Here is a 20,233-nt window from a genome sequence, read left to right as displayed (position 1 = left end):
CCGGTCGCCATGCCGCCTGCTGCGAGCCTGCCGCCGCCCCCGGCGCCGTCGGCTGCGGGGGCAGGCGCGATGCCCGCCGGCGCGCCCAGCCTGCAGCCGCCCACGCCTCCCGTGCCTCCCACGCCGACCATCTCGCGCGTCACTCTGGTGGACCGGTCCCGCGCGGTGGCCACCGGCAGCGGGGATGGACAGGCTGCCCGAGACGGCGCGCCAGGCGCGTCCTCCAGCACGCAGAAGACCGTCTCGACCTTCCTGCCCGTGAGCTTCACGCGGGGAATCCTGCTCGGAGGCCTGGACGCACCCACGGGCGGACAGTCGCAGAGCAACCCGCATCCCGTGCTGATCCGTCTCTCGGACAACTCGGTGCTTCCCAACCGGTTCCGTGGCGAGTACCGCGAGTGCTTCGTGGTCGCCGCCGGCTACGGCGACATCAGCTCCGAGCGCGCGTACCTGCGCACCGAGAACCTGTCCTGCGTGCGCGCCGACGGCGCGACGCTGGAGGTGCGCATCCAGGGCAGCGTCTACGGCGAGGACGGCAAGGTCGGCATGCGCGGCCGCCTCGTGACCAAGCAAGGGCAGATGCTCGCCAACGCCCTGCTGGCAGGTGTGGTCAGCGGCATCGGCCAGGGACTGTCCACCGCCAACACCACCTACAGCACCTCGGCCCTGGGGACGATCGCCAGCGCCGACAGCAACGCGGACGCCTACCGCGCTGGACTGGGCCAGGGCGTGGGCAAGGCGCTGGACCGCCTCGCCCAGTACTACATCAAGCTGGCCGAGAACACCTTCCCCGTCATCGAGGTGGACGCCGGCCGCCAGATCGACGTGGTGATCACCAAGGGCGTGCGCATCGACGTGCCGATGACCGCCATGGCCGGGCCCACCGCCGGCCCCTCCCCCTCCCCCGAAACCCGCTACCTGGAGGCCACCGATGATGGCAACTACTGAACCCGTGCGCCTGCGCCGCTCGCGCACCGCCGCATTGCTTTTTGAGGCCGCACTGTGTGCGGCGCTGCTCGCCGCCCTGCCGGCCGGCAACGCCGCGACGCCCGAGGAGGCCCGGCTCCTCGCTGCGCTGCGCAAGGCGCACCCCGGCACGCAGTTCACCGAGGTGTCGCGTACCGACGTCGAAGGGCTCTACGAGGTCTGGATGAACGGCAACGTCGCCTATGTGCCGGCGGCCAACCCGCGCTTCTTCGTCTTCGGCCGCCTCTTCGACACGCAAGACATGCGCGACATCACGGGCCCGCGGATCGCGCAGCGCAGCACCGGCCCGGGCGGGCCGTCCGAGCCGGTGTCTCGAACGGTGGCAACCGTCTCCCTGGAGCAGCTGCCGCTGGCCGACGCGATCCGGACGGTGCACGGGAACGGGGGGCGCAAGGTCGCGGTCTTCAGCGATCCCAACTGCATCTATTGCAAGCAGCTCGAGCCCGAGCTCGCCAGCATCGACGACGTCACGGTCTACACCTTTCTCCTGCCCTTCCAGGGCGAGGCCCGTCCGATCGCGATCTGGTGCGCCGCCGACCGCGAGCGCGCCTGGCGCCAGTGGATGCTGCAGGCGGACGCCAGCCTGCTGCGGTCCGACGCGCACTGCGACCACCCCATCGGGCGCAACCTCGAGCTGGCCCGCCGCCTGGGCGTGCAGGGTACGCCGACGCTGATCTGGGCCGACGGCATCCGCACGGACGGCTACATCGGGCGCACCGCGCTGGAGGCCAGGTTCGCGGAGGCCGCGAAGGTGGCCGGTACGAAGTCCGGCACGGCGGGCGCACGGCCATGAGGACCCGGCCGCTGCACCTCGGTGCGTTCGCCGCGCTGATCCCCCTGGCCGGGTGCGTCAACATGTCGGGGCTTAGTGGCGGATCCAAGTACGCCTGCGCGGCCCCCGATGGGGTGGCCTGCGAGTCGGTGTCGGGAACCTACGTCAACGCCCTGCACGAGAACCTGCCGAGCCAGCGGGCCTCCGCCACCGCGCCGGGCGAGCCGTCCACCTCCCGCGCCAAGGCCAGGGCTCCTGACGCTGTCCCGGCCGCCGCCGCACCGCCCCGCCAACCATTCGCGGCCGCCGCGCCCGCGATCGACGCCGCCGGCGGCGTGCCCGGCATGGCGCTGCGATCCGAGGCGCGGGTGCTGCGGCTGTGGACCAAGCCGTGGGAGGATGCGGACGGCGACCTCTGGGACCAGGGCTTCGTCTACGTCCAGGTCGATGCCGGTCGCTGGCAGATCGACCACGTGCGCCAGCGCATCCGCGACCAGTACGCGCCGCTGCGCCCCCCGCCCGCCGTGCCCGCAACCCCCTCCGGCACCACCGAGCCGGGTGCCGGGCCGATACCCGCGGAGGCCGGGCCGGCGGGCGCCGCAGAGAGCGCGCTGCAACGCCCCGCGCCGTTCAATTCCTTCCCGCTGCTGCGCCCACCGCCGGCCGGCACGGGGCCACGACCGCAGTGAGGCCGCCATGCGCCTGCCTTCCACCGAAGCACGTCACGGCGAACGCCACGCCGCCCCCCTGTTTCCCTTCGGGATGCCGGCCGACATCCCGGCCGAGCAGTTCGCGAGCTGGCTGCCCTATTCCGCCTACCTGGCCGAGGAGAAGATCTTCGTCAATCGCGAAGGGATGGGCTTCCTTCTCGAGGTGATGCCGCAGTCGGGCGCCGACGAGCGCATGTCCGAGGTGCTGGTCTCGCTGTACGCCAACTGCCCGCCCGGCACCGGCCTGCAGTTCCACCTGTTCGCCTCGCCGCACATCCGCCAGCAGCTGCGCCAGTACACCAACCTGCGTATCGAGGACGAGGACCAGGCCGAGAAGGCGCGGCCCTTTGGCCGGCCGGTGCCCAACGAGAACCTGTTCCGCAGGCTCGCGCGCCAGCGCGTGCAGCACCTGCTGCGCGGCACGAAGGCCTCGCTCACCGCAGGCTTCCACTACACCTTGCGGGACTTCCGGCTCATGCTGAGCGTGTCCTTCCCGGGCAGCGCCGCGGACCTCAACCGCCGCGACGCGCTGCTGACGCTGCGCGACTCGATGGCCGCGACCCTGCGCTCGGCCATGCTGCCCAACCGCGTGTGCGACGCGGCCGACCTGATCAACTGGTGCGCCCTGTTCACCAACCCGGACCGGATCGCCCATTCGGACGCCGAGGACCTGAACGCCGACGACGACCGCTGGCTGCATTACGACGACGGGCGCGAGATCCGCGACCAGATCGTGGACTTCGACACCGTCCAGGATCCGCATCCGTCGGGCATCACGTTCTGGAAGGGCACGAGCGAGGAAATGCTGGAAGCGCGCTTCTACTCCATCAAGTCGTTCCCCGAGCGGTTCGCGTTGTGGCAGATGGGTTCGCTCATTGGTGACCTGATGCAGCCGGCCCTGCAGTACAGCGCGCCGTTCCTGATCACGCTGGGGGTGCACATCCTCGATCCGAACGTCACTAAGTCGGTGGTCACGGCGAACCACGTGCGCGCCACGCAGAACGCCAAGAGCAGGATGGCCGACGTGATGCCGGATGTGAGGAAGAAGCTCGACGACTGGTCCGCGGCGGCCAATGCGCTGGACACCGGCGGCAATCTCGTGAGCCTGTACCACCAGCTCGCGATCTTCACCCAGCCGGACAAGGCCGCCTCGGCGCACGAGGCAGCCAATGCGATCTGGCGCGCGCGCGGATTCCAGCTCAACGCCGACGCCTACATGCACCGCCAGGCCCTGCTCGCGAGCCTGCCCATGACGCTGACGCCGCGCATGCACAAGGACCTGTCCAAGATGCGCCGCGTCACGCGCAAGACCATGGCCAACGCGATCCACATGGCGCCGTTGATCGCGGAATGGCGCGGCACCCGCACCCCGGCCCTGGTGTTCGGCGGCCGGCGCGGCCAGATCATGACGCTGGACCTCTTCGACAACGATCTCGGCAACTACAACTTCGCGATCATCGGCGCGCCGGGCAGCGGCAAGTCCGTGCTGATGAACGAGCTCGCGTGGTCCTACCGCGCGATTGGCGCCAAGGTCTGGATGCTGGACCTCGGGCGCAGCTTCGAGAAGCTCTGCCGCAAGGCCAAGGGAACGTACATCGAATTCCGGCCCGATGTGGACATCTGCCTGAACCCGTTCACCATCGTGCACGACATCAACGAGGACATCGACATGCTGGTGCCGGGCATCAGCAAGATGTGCTCGATGCAGCATTCGCTGGACGAGGTCCAGCGCAAGGCCATCTCGGCCATGATCCTCAAGCTCTGGCGCGAGCACGGCAGGGACCTCACGATCACGGGCCTGCGCGACGCCTTCAAGACCGGGACCATCGAGGAGCTGGGCGTCCGGGGAGATCCGCGCATCCGGGATCTCGCCATCATGCTCAATCCCTATGCCAAGGGTGGGCAGTACGAGCGCTTCTTCGAGGGCCGGGCCAACGTCGATTTCAGCAACGATTTCATCGTCATCGAGAATGAGGAACTCAAGCGCCGCCCGGACCTGCACGCGGTCGTCAACATCCTCCTGCTGCACCAGATCACGGGGGAGATGTACCTCACGCGCAACCGGCGCAAGGTGCTCTTCATCGATGAGCTGAAGCAGCAGTTGGGCGACATCGGCGCCGACGACCCGATCAAGGCCGCTGTGGTCGAGGAGGCAGCCCGGCGTGCGCGCAAGTATGGCGGCGCCCTCGGCACGGCCACGCAGAGCGCCGACGATTACTACGGGTCGGCCCAGATGGAGGCGGCGTTCGCCTGCTCGGACTGGGTCTTCCTGCTGCGCCAGAAGCCCGAATCGATCGAGATGCTGGACCGCAAGGCCCGCCTGTCGATGGACGAGCCCAAGAAGCGCCTGCTCAACTCGCTGCGCACCGAGGCCGGCGCGTTCTCGGAGGTCTACATCTCCTCGCCCGTCGGCGAAGGGGTGGCGCGCAACATCCTGGACCCGGCCACGCACCTTCTGTTCTCGAACAAGCTGGAGGACAACGCCCCCATCGACGCACTGCGCGCCCAGGGCCTGTCGATCGACGAGGCGATCACCGAGCTGCTGCGCCAGCGGGGGCATGCGCTATGAAGGCCGTTTTGCTGCATGCACTGGTCGCTGCGCTGCTGCTCGCCGCGGGTCTCGCCGCCTACGACCGCTGGGTGCTGCGCCCCGCCCTGGTGGTGGGCGTGGTGGATCTCTCCGAGGTCTACCGCACGAAGGAAGCCGAATTCACGCAGTTGCTCACCAGCGGCGGCACAGAGGCCGAGCGCGAAAGGGCGCTCGCGCTCGCGCGCCGCTTCTCGCAGCGGCTGCCCGCGGCGCTGGACGAGCTGCCTCGCGAATGCGGCTGCCTGGTGGTGATCAAGAGCGCGATCGCGGGAGCGCCGAACAGCCGCGACCTGACGCCGGCATTGCGCCGGAAGGTGGAACAGCCATGACCGTGGACACCGTCTCCGATGACGCAGCACTGGCGCCGGGCTGGTGGCGCCAGCGCACCCGATCCTTCATCGACTTCCTGCGCCACATGCGCCGGCGCTGGTACCTCTACCTGCCGGTGTTCGCGGTCTGGGGTTTCGCCTACGTGCGCCTGTTCTTGGACCCGACGCCGCGCGTGCCCCTGCTCGTCAACTGGACGCCGAGCCTGCCGTACCACGTGGCACTCATGCAGTTCCACCAGCAGCCCATACGGCGCGGCGACCTGATTGTGTTCGCGTTCGCGGGCGAGGCTCAGGCGCACTACCGGGGCCTGCGCGGCCAGCCGTTCTTCAAGCGCGTGCGGGGCCTGCCCGGCGACATCGTGACGGTCTCCGACCGCACGGTCTTCGTCAACGGCGAGGCCGTGGGCCGGGCCAAGACCCACGCCTACGACGGGCACCCGCTCGCGCCCATCGCGCCGGTGGTCATTCCTCCGGGCCACTACTACGTGCAGGGCATCGGCCTCCACAGTTTCGACTCGCGCTACGCCGAGAGTGGCCTGGTGCGCGACGAGCAGGTGGTAGGCGTCGTGATGCCGATCTTCTGAGGAACCGGACCATGCCTCCCGCATTCCACACTGTCCATCGCGCCAACCTGATCGCGCTGCTGGCCGTGATGGGCTTGGCCGCAAGCGCCGCGCCCGCCCAAACCAGCCCGGCGTTCGGTCCGCTCGGCGCATCCACCGTGGCCACCGCCCAGGGCGACATGCCGATCACCGACTACCTCGGCCTGCTGCGGCAGATCGCTCCGTCGGCCGAACAGGGCGCACGCACCTACATCGCGGCCGTGCAACTGCGCTGCGGCCGCGCGCCGACCACGGCAGAACTGCGCCAGGCCATCTCCGAAGGCGAGGGACACCCGGCGCTCATGGGCCTGATGCGCGCTGCCCAGCTGCAGGACAAGGCCGCGCGCGACCGGCTGGTGGCCCAGGTCCCCTGCCCTCGTGGAGCCGGGCGATGAGACCCGGCGGCTGCTTGTCGGCCGCCCTGCTCGTCGTGCTGGCCAGTGGCGGCACGACCGCCCGCGCCACGGACCTCGGCGCGCTGGGGCCGACGTACGGGATCACCGAGCCGCACCTGCTGCGCATGATCGAGGAACGGCTGCGCGAGAAGGAGCGCTCGGGCGAGCTGGCGCGCGTCGAGCAGGAGGCGCGGGCACGCGGCACCGACACGGTGAGGAACCCGGTGCCGGTCCCCGGCGTGCGGACCACGGCGTTTCCGCGCTCCTTCTACTTCGACCCCACCTACACGCTCGACCGCAACATCCTGGGCGCGCACGGCGAGCTTCTCTTCGCCGCCGGCACGCAGGCCAATCCCCTGGACATCGTCTCCCTGTCGCGCCACCTGCTGTTCTTCGACGCGCGCGACGCCCGTCAAGTGCGTCGCGCGCACCAGCTGGTCGCCCACTACCAGGGCAAGGTCAAGCCCATCCTGACCGCAGGCTCCTACCTCGATCTCATGAAGGCCTGGCGCGTCCCGGTCTACTACGACCAGCAGGGGATGCTCACGCGGCGCCTGGGGATCACGCAGGTGCCCGCCTTGGTGTCCCAGGAGGGCAAGCGGCTGCGCATCGACGAGATGGAGGTGGAGCGATGAAACCGCGCCTGCTCACCCACACGCTCCGTTGGCTGGCCGGGCTCCTCCTGGCGGGAGGCTGCGCGGCCGCGGGCGCGACCACCTGCACCGGCAGGTTTCCCAACCCGATCACCGACATCTGCTGGAGCTGCATCCTGCCCCTGAGCATCGGGGGCGCGCGCATCGGCGACTTCGGTTCGCAGGAGGACATCGACAACCCAGGCAGCCCGCTGTGCACCTGCGGCGTCAACCCGGTGATCGGCCTGTCGATCGGCTTCTGGGAACCGGCCCGCCACGTCGAGGCGGTGCGCAAGCCCTTCTGCCTGGCCTCGCTGGGCGGCATCGACCTCGACCCGGGCATCCCCGCGCCGGAGGCCGCGCGCTTCACGCGTCCCGAGGGCGACGGCGACGGCGGATCGTTCTACCAGGCCCACTTCTACGTGAACCCCATCCTCTACTACCTCGAGGTGGTGACCGACTTCCCCTGCCTGGAGAAGGGCAGCTTCGACCTTGCATACCTCACCGAGGTCGACCCGCTCTGGGCCGACGACGAGCTCACGCTGATCATCAATCCCGACGCGGTGCTGTTCGCCAACCCCGTGGCGGTCGCGGCCTGCGCCGCCGACTGCGTCGCCGCCTCGATGGGCTTTGGCATCCGCGAGATGTTCTGGTGCGCGGGCTGCCAGGGCGGCCTCTACCCGATGAACGGCCACGTGCCGTACCACATGGGCGGGGTACGCACGGCGGCGCTGATGGCCCAGCGGCTGACGGCCAAGATGCACCGGGAACTCATCGCCTGGGGCTGGCACGGCCAGGCCGGCCTGTGCGGGCCGTACTTCCTGCCGGTCATGGACAAGGCCGCCTACAAGACCCAGCTCACCTACCCGATCCCGGCCACGTCGAAGGAGGCCGGCAAGTGCTGCCAGCCGTTCGGGCGCCAGACCGTCACCTGGGGCGCCGGCAAGGAGTACCCCGTTCAGGGCGAGGACTTCGCCTTCATCCTGTTTCGCAAGAGGAACTGCTGTGTGGGCTACTGACCTTCTCCGCGGGCGGAAGCTCGTCCTGGCGTTCGTGCTCGCCGTCCACGCGGCGGCATCCCCTGCCGCCGGGCCAGTCGTGGGTCCGGCCGCGCCCGCCATCACCGATGCAGACCTCGAGCGGGTGCGCCGCGAGCAGCCCACCGTCACCGAGCAGGACATCGATCAGGCCCGGCGCAAGCACCGCATGCCCGCAGAAGCGGAGCTGAAGGCGGCGCCCCCGGCGCCGGCCCCCGCCATCGATGCGCTGCCCCGGCCCGCGACGAACATGCCGATCGACCTCGAGGCCCTGGCGCGGGGCTATGCCGCGCAGGCGGGCGCCATGCAGGCCGCGGAAGGGCTGGCGCAGGGGCCTGGGCTGATGGTCTTCGTGAGCCTGTCCATGCCGCGCCCTGCGCTGCAGCGGCTGATCGACCAGGCCGCGCGCGCGCGCGCCTCCGTGATCCTGCGCGGACTCGCACAGGGGTCGCTGCGCGAGACCGTGGCGCAGGTGCAGCCGCTCATCGGCACGCGCCAGGTGGCGGTGCAGATCGACCCGCAGGCCTACGACCGGTTCTCGATCGAGCGCGTGCCCAGCTTCGTGCTGGTGCGCGACGGCACGCGCCCGGTCTCGTGCGCCAGCGGCACCTGCGCGCCGCCCGAGGCCTTCCTGCGCGCGGCCGGCGACGTGAGCCTGGACTATGCGCTGGAGCACATGGTGCGCGCTGCGCCGGCGTTCCAGGGCGACGCGGCGGGCTTTCTGCGGCGGCTGAAGGAGTAGCGCCACCATGCTTCTCACGCTCTCCCTCCTCCTGCGCCGGGCCGTGGTCTGGGCCACGCTCGCCTGCTTCGTAACCACCCAGACCGCGGCGCAGACCGGCGCGCACGCCGAGGGCACGGCTGCGGGCCAGGCCGCGAATCCCGTCATCCGCGGCGCGATCAATGCCCCGGACGCCTCCGCCGTGGTGCCGGGCTACACGAACGCGCCGCCCGAGCGGCTCTACTACGGGCAGCCCAACCTCTCGGGGCAGACCAGCGCCCGGCTAGCGGGCTGCGCGATGACTCCGAACGACCCCGTGTGCCAGGCGCTGCTGGGTGCCCGGGCCTCGGCCCACACGCCGCGCGAGCCGGTGTCTCCGTACGACCCCGCCGTGCTGGATGCCCGCCGCATCGCGTCCAACCCGTCCACCCAGCTAGAGGACATTGCCAGCTTCTACGCCGGCTGCCAGGTCGACACGGTGGCCACGCCGGCCACGGAGACCCGCGTGTGCCGGCAGTATTCCGGCGCTTCCGCGCTGTCCTGCGCGCGCACGCTGTCCGTGGCGGTCTCGCGCACCAGCAGTTGCCCGCCCGGGGAGTGGTTTGCCCAGGGAACCGCGGGAGCGATCGGCCTCGGCGTGCAGTGCAAGCCGGACCAGCCAGCCTCGCAGCAGCGCATGCGCGTGACCGCGGGCGGCGCGCCGGTGGCCTTCTTCGACGTCGACATGACCAGCGCGTACGTGTTCCCGCAGATCGTGGCGCCGCTGCCCGGCGGGGATCCGATGGGCGGCGGCAGAAACGGCCTCTGGGTCGCCAACAACCGCTGCAATGGCGACGACTGCCGGGTCACCGGCTATGTGGCCCAGGAATACCGGCAGGTCTGCACGGGTGGCGGCGGCGATTCGGGGGACATGCAATGCACGACCGAACGGCCCTTCCTGGAGATCTATGGCGCCTGCCCCGCCGGCACGCAAAGCGGCGACCGGATCGGCCACACGACCGGCGCCGCAGGCGATGCCGGGGATGTTCAGACCACCTACCTCGAGGAGGGACGCTGCTACGCCCCCAGCGAGGACCCCGAGGACGCGCCGGGCGAGGACATCACGCGCACCCTCCAGGGGTCCTACTGGCGGCCGGCCGGCAGCCGCCCCGTGGTGGGCTTCCGGCTCAACCCGCTGTACGGGTACATCCCGCAGATGACGCTGGGCTACGAGCGGCCGCACACGACCGTCATCGAGACCGACCAGTGGGACGACCAGTGCCCGGCGCTGGACGCAGAAGGACGCTGCGCCGTCACCGGCGCGGCGCGCTGCGTCGATGGGCCAGCCACCAAGGAGATCGACGGCGCGCCGGTCACCCGCTCCTGCTGGCGCTACGAGACCTCGCTCTCCTGCCAGTACGGCGCGCCCACGGACGAATGCGCGCCCCTGGCCACCGCGGGCTGCACGCCCACTGGCACCACCTGCCGCCAGCCGAACCCGGCCACGGGGCTGTGCGAGATCACCGAGAACACCTACAGCTGCCCGGTCGCCCCGGGCTCCGCGGTCACGGCACGCAACTGCCCGAAGGACGTCTTCTGCATTGCCGGCAGCTGCTTCAACACCACCTACACCAACGACGCGGATTTCGCCCGCGCCATGTCCTTCCTGGAAGCCGGGCGCGAGGCCGGGGTCTACCTCGACACCGACAACCTGCAGGTGTTCCGGGGCGAGGCCAACCGCTGCAGGGACCGGCTGCTGAAGAACTGCTGCATGTCGGACGGCGCGGGCAAGGGCATGAGCAACCAGAGCATGTTCGGCGTGGGCTCGCGCCTGGTCTTCGACGCCCTGATGAACGCCGGCAACCGCCAGTTCCTGTACCAGGGCATGCAGGCCTTGCTCCTGGGCGGCGGCTTCTCCGGCAGTTTCACCACCTACGGCGTCACGGTCGCCGTGAACGGAACCGCGCTGCCCGCCGGTTCCTCGGTGCTCTACGCGGGCGAGAGCGTGGTCGTGGCCTTCGACCCATGGAGCCTCGTCATCGCGATCGTGATCTACGTCGTGATGGCCGCCATGTCCTGCGACGAAGAGGAAGGCAAGCTCGCCATGAAGGAAGGCGCCCGCCTGTGCCACACGGTCGGCACGTACTGCTCCTCTTGCATCCGGATCCTGGGCAAGTGCGTCTCCTGCATCACGCACACGACGAGCAAGTGCTGCTTCAACTCCGTGCTGGCCCGGATCATCAACGAGCAGGGTCGCCTGCAGGTCATGAAGTGGTGGGGAACGGCCGAGGCGCCTGACTGCTCGGGCTTCACGATCGCGCAGTTGCAGGCCCTGGACTTCGCGCGCATGGACCTCACTGAGTTCTATGCCTCGATCGTCCCGAACATGCCCAACGTCGGCGCGATGCAGAGCGGCGCCGCCGGTCGCGCCAGCAACTGCTACTACGGCGAAGGGAGGTGCCAATGAACTGCGCCGCGCGCCGGGCCGCCGCCTTCGCGGGCGCCGCCCTCTTCCCGCTTCTGATGGCGCAGCCACGCGCCGAGACGTTCCGCACCCCCGTGGCGGACGCCCGCCCCGTCCTGCTGGCGGCGCTGCAGTCCGCGGACGGCATGGCGCATGGCGTCCTCGTCGGCGAGATCGCCGACGCGATCACCCAGCGCTTCGAGGCCACCTCGCCCATCTACATCGATGTGTCGACCGAGAAGCGCTATCGCGAACCGGGCTGCAGCCGGCTGAAGGTGCTGTTCTGGCAGGAAGGCGTGAAGCTGCCCGACGTGGCCGCGCCGCGCAGGCAGACCATCGAGTTCGGCATCAACTACTGCCTCGACGGCTTGCCGCCGAAGTCGCTGCGGTGAGGGCACCATGAGGACCGGCCACGCTCCTTGCCCGCGTCAGCGGCTGCTGCTCCTGGCACTGATGCTGCTCGGCGGCACGGCGGCGGCAGCGAACGGCGCCGCCGCATCCCTCCAGGATGAGCCGCGCCCGTACTGGTCGGACGCCTGGCGCGGCTGGCACTTCTACGAAGACCCTCCCGCCGAAGAGCGCGAGCCCTCCGCCCGCCCCGCCCCGCCCATGCCCGCACGGCCGCTGGCGCCGCCCCGGCCGCCCGAGCTCGTGGAGTTCGAACGGCTGCAGAAGGCGCTGGAAGACCTGCGCAACATCGCGATCATGCGTCCGACCGAGACCAACGTGCGGCGCTACATGGAGCTGGAGATGCAGGTGGTGGACCGCGCCTCCTACTTCGCCGACATGGCCCAGCGCATCGCCTGGGCCACCCCGGCGCTCGACCCGACCTTGCAGGGCCGCCCGGTCAACGCGCAGGCGCTGGAGGTCTTTGACCAGCAGCAGCGGGCCGAGCGCTCCGGCTCCGTGGCCGCCCTGGGCGCCGACCACGTCCTCATCTTCTTTTATCGCAGCGACTGCCCCTACTGCCACGCCTTCGCCCCGACCCTCCAGGCCTTCGAGGCACGCCACGGCATCCGGGTCGAGGCGGTGAGCGTCGACGGCGGTCCCATGCCGGCATTCCCGCGCGCGCGTCCCGACAACGGCATCGCCACCGCGCTGCGCGTCGCCCAGGTGCCGGCCGTGTTCCTGGCCCACCCCGCCTCCGGAAAGATCACCCAGATCGGCTCCGGCGTTCTCTCCGAGTCGCAGTTGCTGGAGCGCATCTCCATCGTCACGTCGCCCGCGGGCGAAGCCATGTTGCCGGGCGCAACGCAGCACCTGGCCCTGCCCTAGGAGGTTCCCGTGCCATCCCCCTCGCGCTCCATCCACCGCAGCAGGGCCATCGCGTTGGCCGTGTCCCTGGCGATGCTGTCCACGGGCCAGTCCGCGCGGGCCGACCTCAACAGCGAGGTGAACGACATGTTCGCCAACCTCGGCGCCATCGGCAACTACACCGCACCGGGCGCTTTCCGGGGCCAGACCTACAACACCTACACGGGCGGCAACCTCATGATGCGCTCCCCCAACAAGGTCTACCAGCTCGCCGCCATCCAGTTCCCGTCGGCCAAGGCGGGCTGCGGCGGGATCGACGTCTTCGGGGGCAGCTTCAGCCACATCTCCGCGCAGGAATTCAAAGCCATGTTGAGAAACATTACGGCCGCCTTGCCCGGCATCGCCTTCCAGCTCGCGCTGGAGGCCGTGTCTCCCTTGCTCGGCGGTTTGACCAAGTGGGCCAAGGGCCTGGAGACATGGATCAACAACGCGCGGATCAACTCCTGCGAGACCGCCAAGGCGATTGTCAGCACCGCGGCCGAGGCCGTGGGCTACAGCTCGCAGGAGACCTGCGCGGACCTCGCGATGGAAATGGGCCTGGAAAGCGACCGGGACGCGGCGCGCAAGCGCTGCGGCACGGACCGGCCCAGCATCCTGTCCTCCGCGCGTTCCTCGGGCGATGCCAACGTGCGCAACAAGGCGCCGTTCGTGGGCAACCTCACCTGGAAGGCCCTGCAGTACACCGGCGCCGCGCTCGACGACGCGGGGCGGGAACTGATCATGAGCATGGTCGGCACCGTCATCTACTATCCCGAAGAGTCCGGCCGCGACCCGGAGCCGGTCGCGCCGACGCTCACCTCGATCAGCCAGCTGCTCTACGGCCAGGCCGCCGGCACGGGCGACAACGTCATCCAGCACCTGCTGCGCTGCAACGACTACACGGCGTGCGACGTCGTCTCGCTCAACACCGCCTACAACCATGTGCCCTTCACCGCCAAGGTCGAGGCCATGATGCGCTCGATCGCCGACAAGATCGCGACGCGCACGCCCATCCCCAACAACTCGGCCGAGGTCGGCTTCGTCAACCAGACCACGGAGCCGGTCTACAAGATGCTCTCGGTCGGCACCAGCATTCCCGGCTCGGGCCTGGCCGACAGCCTGATCGGCCAGTACCGCGACGTGATCGCGGCCGATTACGCCTATGTCTTCCTGGAGCGCAACCTGCGCGTGGGCATGGCAGCGCTGGCCAAGGACTACACGCTCCAGCAAACCCAGCGCGAGCAGGCCAACCAGATCCGCCAGCGCGCACAGGCGATCCTGCTGCTGCTCAGCCAGGAAAAGAGCCTGCTGTACCAGAAGGTCGGCTCATACCGTGCCGTGGCCAGCCACCTCGAACAGCTGGAGCGCCAGTTGCGCTCCAGCATGCCCCAGCACGTGATGGACATGCTCGGCCAGCAGGCCGCCTACGTGACCCGGTAGTGGCGATGGGGCGGCAGCACCATGTGGGAGATCTACGCCTACCAGAACGCGGACAGCCTGTTCGGGATCTTCAACGCCACCGCGGCCGTCCACTCGTCCGGCGACTACGCATCGGCCGTGGCGCTGGTGGCCTTCTGCGGCTTCGTCACCGCGCTCATCGCCTACGCCTTCGCCCCGGAAAAGCTCGAGGGGTGGAAGTGGCTGGCCTCCGTGATGCTGGTCTTCAGCATCCTGATCGTGCCGAAGGTGACCGTGGGGATCGTGGACAAGACCGGTGGCTCCGCGGTCCGTGTCGTGGACAACGTGCCGTTCGGCGTGGCGCTGCTGGGCAGCATGACCAGCACCGTCGGGCACACGATCACGGGACTCTTCGAGACGGCGTTCCAGCAGATCCCCGGCCCCGGGGCGCTGCCGGAGGAACTGGCGTACCAGCGCAACGGCCTGATGTTCGGCAATCGCCTCGTGCGGGAGACCGGCAACGTGGTGTTCCAGAGCCCTGACTTCCGCACCGACCTGATCAACTTCATCCACAACTGCACGACCTACGACCTCATCGACGGCACGCTCGACCCTGCCGCGTTCTCTGCGTCGGGTGACGTCTGGGCGCTCATGGGTTCACCCAACCCAGCGCGCTTCAGCACGCTCACCGGCGCGAACGGCAATGTGGGGGTGGACACCTGCCCGAACGTCTACCAGAGCCTCAACGGACGGCTGCCCGCACAGCTCCAACGGATCCAGGGACGCCTGGCATTCCAGCTCAATCCCACGCTCCCCGCGACCGCGGCGGCGGCGGCCATCGCGGGGCAAGTCCAACAGGCTTACCTCAAGAACAGCATCGCCGATGCCTCGGCGACCGCCGCCGACATCATCCGGCAAAACGCCATGCTCAACGCACTGGAGGACACGGGTAAGATCATCGGGCAGAAGGTCAACGATCCTGCCGCGATGGTGCTGGCCGTGGGCCGCGCCCAGGCCGTGGCGCAGATGAACGCCTCGTGGCTCAACTACGGCAAGGTGGCCGAGCAGGCGCTGCCGGTGTTTCGCAACGTCATCGAAGCGCTGACCTACGTCCTGTTCCCGCTCATGGTGCTGCTGCTGATGCTGACCAGCGGGCGCGAGACCATGCTGGCCATCAAAGGCTACGCAACGATCCTCATATGGATCCAGTTGTGGCCGCCTCTCTACGCCGTGCTGAACTACATGGCCTCCATTTATGCGGCCTACGACCTGGCCGCCGCGGCGGACCTCGGCACGGGCGCACGGGCACTGACCCTCCAGACCTCCTCCGTCATCTACTCGCGCGCGCTCTCCGGCGAGGCGATCGTCGGCTACCTGGCGATGAGCATCCCGTTCGTCGCCTGGGCCGCGCTCAAGCGCATGGAGAACTTCGGCACCGCGCTCGTGGGCGGCCTGTCGGGCCTTCAGGCCAGCCTCTCGGGCGCGACCGCTGCTTCGACCGTCGGGAACACCTCGCTGGGCAACATCTCCATGGACCAGATGCAGCTCGCGCCGCAACGCACCTCGGCCTTCATGGGCAGCTGGCAGCACGACCTCAGCGGCAATACCTTCTCGTCGAACGCGCTCACCGGAAGGACCGCGGTCAGCCTGCTGCGCAACCAGGGCTTCGCGTCGAGGGTAGTCTCCATGCGGGTGTCGGAGCAGGACGTTCAGGAGGCGAGCCATCAGGTGGATGCTGCGCGCGGCGAGGCCATCGCGGCCAGCTCCGAGCGCTCGGCCGTCCTCGCGGAAGCCTTCACCAAGGGCATGGCCAAGCTGAACTCTTCGCGCAGCAGCAGCGGCTCCACGTCGAGCAGCTTCGAACAGTTCGGCGAGACGCTCCACCGGCTCGACCAGGTCAGCAAGAGCGTGGCGGACACAACAGGCCTAACACAGGCCCAGGCGGCGCGCATTGCCTTTGGGGCCTCTGCTCGTCTCGGCGTTGGGGGCGCCGTGGATAAGAACTACAGTTCGAGCCTCTCCTCGGCCGAGCAAAAGGCCCTTGGCTCAATGACCGCGGAGCAGTTGGCCGACTTCAAGCAGTTTGGCGATCGAGTCTCCAGAGACAGGAGCTTCATGACGGTGGTTGCCAGCGATGCGCGTGAGGGACAGGATCTCGCGGCCCGCCTTGCGACGAGCACAGCCAGGTCGGAGCGCGCCGACGCCAGCCTATCGGAGCGAAGTGCCTTCGCCGAGCGCGTCTCGACGGCCTATGAAAGGGGGGAGACCATCTCCATCGACATCGCTCAGGATCCTCACAACCTTGCAATGTTCACCCGCTACGCTGAACAGTACGGCGGTAACAGCGCCTCTGCGCGCATCCTGATGGAGGCGGAACTGGCGCGGCAGTCCCTGCGGCCGAATCGCGTTTTCTCGGATGGCACAGGGGTGCCCACGGCCTTCAGCGATGTTCGAGCACAGCATATGCAGAACTCCAGCGATCCTGCACTAGCCCCTGACCTTGCCGGACGTCACCTATCAAATCAAGGGGAGGTGATAGGTTTCGGAGGGTCGGCGACGTCGACAGCGTCTGTAGCGAACACGCCATCGTCGCTGCGGAGCACGGTTCGCGAGGAAGGAGAGCGCATCAGGGCGCTCACGTCAGCCGACCAAGGCGAATTCGACCGAAAGGCACAGATCACGAGCACGGCCGACGGCACCCTTGCATCCGAACGCTCCCTGGTGTTGCAGGCGGGCAAGCAGGTCAAAGAGGACGCTGCACCGCTCGTCGATAACGCGACGCGAGCGATAAAGGACGTCTTGAAGAAATAGCTAGGTTAGATGTTCTTATCGGCATCCAACATATGGGACCCATGCTCAGGGCGCGGGGGCTTCGTGAAGGGTAAATGACCTTCATCTCGCCAATAGTTGAAGGCAGCTTCGCGGCCCATCATGTCGGAGCCGGCGATTGAATCAGCCTCCTCGGTGTTCCGAAGCTGGCGAGGCCGCTGCCGTCGCTTCCCGAACTGCGACAGCGCGCCACCGATCGCTCCACCGAACAGAGCGCCGACAGCCATCATCACGATCCGCAGCCCCCAGTCATCGTTGCGAGCTGGCAGAAATCCCGCCCCAATGCCAAGCAGCAAGAAGACGACGAAGACGATTTTCCGCATACGAGCCTCTCTGAATGGTCTCAACCTTAGCGATTCGAATCGATTGGTGCAATGCATCTGCTGCCAGGCAAGACTCTGGACCTCTCGCCACCTTCTACCCTCTCACGATGCGTGCGCTAGTCGGACGCCGAGCGAAACCTCATGGCCTGACGGAGTTCGATCATCCAGACACCCCGTCTCGTTGATCCAGCTCATACGCTCGCGCTATGCGCGCCGCGAGCTCGTGAACCGTCACGTCGCCCAGCTGCAGGGCCTTGGGATCGATCGAATCGTCGGTCACGACGCGATCGAGAAACCGGCGGAGGTCGTCCCCGATCCTGGGCGCCAAAGGGATGCGCGTCGCTGGTGCCAGCAGTTGGGACAGGCGCAGCACGTCATTGAGGTGCTTGCGGATGTCCCTGCCATCGACATTGGCGCCCTGCTCCTTGCGCAGGCTCAACTCCAGCCACGCGATGGCCTTCAGCGGGATCAACCGGTCTTCACCGACCCATGGCAGGCCGTCCACTTCGCGGCGGCCGGACAGGATGAACTCGTAGTAGTCCTCGTCCAGCAGAATGGCCGACAGGCTCGACACGGCCTCTTCCATCGGAATCGGCGTCAGGCGGCTGCCCGCGGCCGGCTCCAGTCCCTCCGGTGCGCGCGCGAAGAGTTCGACCATGGCCGGAAAGCGCTCGTCGGCCGGCTTCTGGAAGCGATAGAACACCGGCTTGCCGGTCTCGCTGGCCTGCCGGATCCCGTATCCCCCGGCCTCCACGAAGCTCCAGAACGCCGCGCCAAAGGCAGGCGTCAGCGCCTCGACGTGGAGAACGACATCCAGGTCCTTGGTGGCGCGGAATGGGAGGCCGGCGTCCTCCATGGTCAGCGTGGCGGCCGTGCCGCCAATCAGGACATATTGGTCTGCATGCTCCTCGAACCAGTGCCGGAAGAGATCCAGGCCCCTCACCATGGCAGTTGCTCCTTCAGTTCATCCAGCGCCATTCGGACCCGGTCGTCCGTGCTGTCCTGCAAGCTCAGGATCAGCGACAGCGGATCCACGGTCGCCCGTTCCGGCCCCAGAGCGGGGCTGTAGGCCCACAGCTGCCACTCGTGCGCGGCTGGCGTCGGCTCGGGCAGCACCTGCATGCCGACCTTGCTGGCGGCCTTCCACTCTGCCGGCCCAGCCGCGTACACGACAGTGGTTGGCTCAGCCACGAGGGTATGGCGCGACAGGGCGCTGAGGCCGGCGAGCCGAAGCTGCCCGACGGCGTTTGCGCTCCCGGGCACCCACACGGTTCTCTTCACGGGTGTGCGCATAAGCGGCGCTGCCCGCTCCCAGATCTGCCGCGGGTGCGAATCCATCCGCAGCCAGCGCGACCGCCCGACGGCGTACGGCTTCGCCAGCCCGGTTTTGGCGAGTTCCCTGACCACCCGCGACATCGTCATGGCCGTGTAGCCCAGTGCGCTCCCGATGGCCGAGGCTTGCCATTCGGCCTGCCAGGGCTGTCTCAACAATACGCTGATCAGCACGGCCTGAGCGGAAGGGCTCAGTGCCTCTTCAGCCGCCGGAGCACGCTGCCGGAAGTACTCGCGCAGATCCAGCCCGAGGTCGGGAAGGTAGAGTTGGTTGCCGGGCACGACGAACGGCACCCGGTGTTCGATCAGGCGCTTGCGTTCGTACGATGCCAACGCGTCCGTACCGTAGATCACCGGCTTGCCCGATACCGCCCGGACCTTGTCCATCCACCTGCGGATCTCGCTGAGCGGCGGCCGTTGCGCGGATGGCGCGAAGGCCAGCACGACGCCCTGTCCCAGCAGGACCATTTCGCTGAAACGGAAGGCGTCGCGCAGGAAATACGGCAGCTCGTCGGCACCCGCCCACGGCGTTGCGTCCTGGATGCGAAGGCCCAGGACCTGCTGCAGGTACGCCCGCACTTCTGCCTCGAAATTCTCCATTGCCCTTGCATCATAACTCTCTTTTCGCACAATAACATCTAAGAAGTTATCGTGCAAACTTCTGTTATCCAAAAACGCCACATCCCAGGGAACGCGCCGTACGGGCCGCAGGCGCGTGAGCCGTCGGCTTCCCGGCCGAGGCCGGCAGGCCCGCACCTGCGCACAGCTCCCCACGCCGGCCAGGAGGCGTTTGCACCGTTCGGCGTCGCCGGCGTGGTGCTCGGTCTGGCATGCAGCCATGCCCAGGCCCCCACCGATGGCACTGCCGGTGGCCATCGCGGGCGGGGTCACCGGCACCCCACCGACGCACGGAACGCGGAACGCAAGGTGCGTACCGTGCCCTTCGTGGAGCCGTCGACGCTGCGCGACAGCATGGCGACCTTGGCCGGCGGGAGAGCCGGCAGTCCGAGGGCTTCGCCAACCTCCACGAGCCCCGCCGTCGCGAGGCGGCGGGGAAGTGGGAGCACACCGATTCCCGCAGCCGCCGCGGAGATGGCGGTCGCCACCCCTCCCCCGCGGAACGCATCGACCCACGGCACGTTGGAGCGAACAAGCAGACGGATGGCGAGGGCGCGCACGCCACAGGTCTCCACCACGGTGATCAACGGCAGAGGCTTGCCCGCGAGTCGCGCCGTGCGGCTGGCGTACCAGCCGTAGCAGTCCTCGAAGAGCAGATCGCCATCGCGCCGCGCGCCTTGCCGGATCACCGCCACGTCCAGATCGCCCTGCTCGAAGGCCTTGCGCACCTCGCTCGAGAAGTCGACGCGCACCTTCAGGAGCAAGCCAGGATCGTGTGCGTTCACGCGCGCGATGATCTCGGGCAGCTCCGGCCCCGCGACGTGATCGCTGATCGCGATGTTGAGCTCGCGGCCCGGCACCTTCACCCCTTCCAACGCGCTCTGCTGCGCGGCCAGCAGATCCTGCGCCAGTGGTAGGAAGGCCTCGCCCTCGGTGGACAGGCGCACGTGCCTGGGCGTCCTATCGATGAGGCGCCTGCCCATCGCGGCCTCGAGCCGGCGCACCTGGGCGCTGACACCGGCCTGCGTCATGCCCAGGGCCTCGGAGGCCAGCGTGAAGCTGTGCAGCTCGGCCACCAGAACAAAGGTCTCCACGGCGGCGAGATCGAGGTGCTGGCGCATGCTGGACAACGAGCCGCTATCTCTGAAACAGCTGCTGCTGGCTTTATCTCGGCGCCCCGCGCCGATAGATTGTTCCCAATGCACCGCGACGCATGGACCCT

General features: G+C 68.7%; 19 protein-coding genes. 15 read left to right on the top strand and 4 right to left on the bottom strand.

Going from position 1 to position 20,233, the window contains the following annotated elements:
- From BV908_RS17040 to BV908_RS16970, 15 genes are all read left to right on the top strand, one after another.
- On the top strand, positions 1-948 hold a 948-nt coding region (locus BV908_RS17040), incomplete at its 5' end, for a TraB/VirB10 family protein (RefSeq protein ID WP_103738725.1).
- A complete protein-coding gene (locus BV908_RS17035; protein WP_059400269.1) occupies positions 932-1,780 on the top strand; it encodes a DsbC family protein in 849 nt (282 codons plus the stop codon). The genes BV908_RS17040 and BV908_RS17035, both read left to right, overlap by 17 nt.
- 62 nt (positions 1,781-1,842) lie before the next feature.
- Positions 1,843-2,448, top strand: coding sequence for a TraV family lipoprotein (locus tag BV908_RS17030; protein WP_246867535.1), 606 nt, complete (start codon positions 1,843-1,845; stop codon positions 2,446-2,448).
- A 7-nt stretch (positions 2,449-2,455) separates the two neighbouring features.
- Positions 2,456-5,038: a type IV secretion system protein TraC gene (gene traC / locus BV908_RS17025; protein WP_059400267.1), complete on the top strand. Its 2,583-nt coding sequence runs from the start codon at positions 2,456-2,458 to the stop codon at positions 5,036-5,038.
- On the top strand, positions 5,035-5,388 hold the full coding sequence (locus BV908_RS17020) for a hypothetical protein (RefSeq protein WP_059400266.1): 354 nt from the start codon (positions 5,035-5,037) through the stop codon (positions 5,386-5,388). The genes traC and BV908_RS17020 overlap by 4 nt, the downstream gene beginning before the upstream one ends.
- Positions 5,385-5,972: a conjugative transfer signal peptidase TraF gene (gene traF, locus BV908_RS17015; RefSeq protein ID WP_059400265.1), complete on the top strand. Its 588-nt coding sequence runs from the start codon at positions 5,385-5,387 to the stop codon at positions 5,970-5,972. Before BV908_RS17020 ends, traF (BV908_RS17015) begins: the two co-directional genes overlap by 4 nt.
- A gap of 11 nt (positions 5,973-5,983) precedes the next feature.
- Complete coding sequence (locus BV908_RS17010; RefSeq protein WP_059400264.1) at positions 5,984-6,385, top strand: hypothetical protein; 402 nt, start codon at positions 5,984-5,986, stop codon at positions 6,383-6,385.
- 14 nt (positions 6,386-6,399) lie between these two features.
- Positions 6,400-7,020 carry a type-F conjugative transfer system protein TraW gene (gene traW / locus BV908_RS17005; protein ID WP_242455309.1) on the top strand — a complete coding sequence of 207 codons (621 nt, stop codon included), beginning with the start codon at positions 6,400-6,402 and terminating at the stop codon, positions 7,018-7,020.
- Positions 7,017-8,036 (top strand): TraU family protein, encoded by a 1,020-nt coding sequence (locus BV908_RS17000; protein ID WP_059400262.1) that lies wholly within the window; start codon positions 7,017-7,019, stop codon positions 8,034-8,036. Before traW ends, BV908_RS17000 begins: the two co-directional genes overlap by 4 nt.
- 34 nt (positions 8,037-8,070) lie before the next feature.
- Positions 8,071-8,796, top strand: coding sequence for a type-F conjugative transfer system pilin assembly protein TrbC (gene trbC, locus BV908_RS16995; RefSeq protein ID WP_242455308.1), 726 nt, complete (start codon positions 8,071-8,073; stop codon positions 8,794-8,796).
- 7 nt (positions 8,797-8,803) lie between these two features.
- Positions 8,804-11,221, top strand: a complete 2,418-nt coding sequence (traN, locus tag BV908_RS16990; protein ID WP_059400260.1) for a type-F conjugative transfer system mating-pair stabilization protein TraN — start codon at positions 8,804-8,806, stop codon at positions 11,219-11,221.
- A complete protein-coding gene (locus BV908_RS16985; RefSeq protein ID WP_059400259.1) occupies positions 11,218-11,610 on the top strand; it encodes a hypothetical protein in 393 nt (130 codons plus the stop codon). The genes traN and BV908_RS16985 overlap by 4 nt, the downstream gene beginning before the upstream one ends.
- A gap of 7 nt (positions 11,611-11,617) precedes the next feature.
- The gene (gene traF / locus BV908_RS16980; RefSeq protein ID WP_059400258.1) at positions 11,618-12,493 is read left to right on the top strand and encodes a conjugal transfer protein TraF; all 876 of its coding nucleotides are present in this window, start codon (positions 11,618-11,620) and stop codon (positions 12,491-12,493) included.
- A gap of 9 nt (positions 12,494-12,502) precedes the next feature.
- Entirely contained in the window at positions 12,503-13,951 is a 1,449-nt protein-coding gene (locus BV908_RS16975) for a conjugal transfer protein TraH (protein ID WP_059400257.1), read from the top strand.
- Between the two features lie 21 nt (positions 13,952-13,972).
- Entirely contained in the window at positions 13,973-16,720 is a 2,748-nt protein-coding gene (locus BV908_RS16970) for a conjugal transfer protein TraG N-terminal domain-containing protein (protein WP_059400256.1), read from the top strand.
- A 5-nt stretch (positions 16,721-16,725) separates the two neighbouring features.
- On the opposite strand, the gene BV908_RS16965 is transcribed toward BV908_RS16970, so the two are convergent.
- The 4 genes from BV908_RS16965 to BV908_RS16950 form a co-directional block, all read right to left on the bottom strand.
- On the bottom strand, positions 16,726-17,061 hold the full coding sequence (locus BV908_RS16965; RefSeq protein WP_059400255.1) for a hypothetical protein: 336 nt from the start codon (positions 17,059-17,061) through the stop codon (positions 16,726-16,728).
- Between the two features lie 160 nt (positions 17,062-17,221).
- On the bottom strand, positions 17,222-18,007 hold the full coding sequence (locus tag BV908_RS16960) for a hypothetical protein (protein ID WP_059400254.1): 786 nt from the start codon (positions 18,005-18,007) through the stop codon (positions 17,222-17,224).
- On the bottom strand, positions 18,001-18,993 hold the full coding sequence (locus BV908_RS16955) for a hypothetical protein (protein WP_059400253.1): 993 nt from the start codon (positions 18,991-18,993) through the stop codon (positions 18,001-18,003). The genes BV908_RS16960 and BV908_RS16955 overlap by 7 nt, the downstream gene beginning before the upstream one ends.
- 287 nt (positions 18,994-19,280) lie before the next feature.
- Entirely contained in the window at positions 19,281-20,132 is an 852-nt protein-coding gene (locus BV908_RS16950; RefSeq protein ID WP_059400252.1) for a LysR family transcriptional regulator, read from the bottom strand.
- Positions 20,133-20,233 lie beyond the last annotated feature (101 nt).

The organism is Diaphorobacter sp. LR2014-1 (genome assembly GCF_002916785.1).
GTDB lineage: Bacteria > Pseudomonadota > Gammaproteobacteria > Burkholderiales > Burkholderiaceae_C > Diaphorobacter > Diaphorobacter nitroreducens.
Note: the sequence above shows the minus strand (reverse complement) of the source record. Positions and strands in the feature narration are given on the sequence as shown.

Excerpts from the sequence above, each read along its gene's own strand:
- traF (WP_059400265.1), top strand. The coding sequence starts at position 5,385 with ATGACCGTGGACACCGTCTCCGATGACGCAGCACTGGCGCCGGGCTGG.
- BV908_RS16950 (WP_059400252.1), bottom strand. The coding sequence starts at position 20,132 with ATGCGCCAGCACCTCGATCTCGCCGCCGTGGAGACCTTTGTTCTGGTG.
- BV908_RS17020 (WP_059400266.1), top strand. The coding sequence starts at position 5,035 with ATGAAGGCCGTTTTGCTGCATGCACTGGTCGCTGCGCTGCTGCTCGCC.
- BV908_RS16985 (WP_059400259.1), top strand. The coding sequence starts at position 11,218 with ATGAACTGCGCCGCGCGCCGGGCCGCCGCCTTCGCGGGCGCCGCCCTC.
- traN (WP_059400260.1), top strand. The coding sequence starts at position 8,804 with ATGCTTCTCACGCTCTCCCTCCTCCTGCGCCGGGCCGTGGTCTGGGCC.
- BV908_RS16955 (WP_059400253.1), bottom strand. The coding sequence starts at position 18,993 with ATGGAGAATTTCGAGGCAGAAGTGCGGGCGTACCTGCAGCAGGTCCTG.
- traF (WP_059400258.1), top strand. The coding sequence starts at position 11,618 with ATGAGGACCGGCCACGCTCCTTGCCCGCGTCAGCGGCTGCTGCTCCTG.
- BV908_RS17000 (WP_059400262.1), top strand. The coding sequence starts at position 7,017 with ATGAAACCGCGCCTGCTCACCCACACGCTCCGTTGGCTGGCCGGGCTC.
- BV908_RS16960 (WP_059400254.1), bottom strand. The coding sequence starts at position 18,007 with ATGGTGAGGGGCCTGGATCTCTTCCGGCACTGGTTCGAGGAGCATGCA.
- BV908_RS16970 (WP_059400256.1), top strand. The coding sequence starts at position 13,973 with ATGTGGGAGATCTACGCCTACCAGAACGCGGACAGCCTGTTCGGGATC.
- BV908_RS17030 (WP_246867535.1), top strand. The coding sequence starts at position 1,843 with ATGTCGGGGCTTAGTGGCGGATCCAAGTACGCCTGCGCGGCCCCCGAT.
- BV908_RS17010 (WP_059400264.1), top strand. The coding sequence starts at position 5,984 with ATGCCTCCCGCATTCCACACTGTCCATCGCGCCAACCTGATCGCGCTG.
- BV908_RS16965 (WP_059400255.1), bottom strand. The coding sequence starts at position 17,061 with ATGCGGAAAATCGTCTTCGTCGTCTTCTTGCTGCTTGGCATTGGGGCG.
- traC (WP_059400267.1), top strand. The coding sequence starts at position 2,456 with ATGCGCCTGCCTTCCACCGAAGCACGTCACGGCGAACGCCACGCCGCC.
- BV908_RS17035 (WP_059400269.1), top strand. The coding sequence starts at position 932 with ATGATGGCAACTACTGAACCCGTGCGCCTGCGCCGCTCGCGCACCGCC.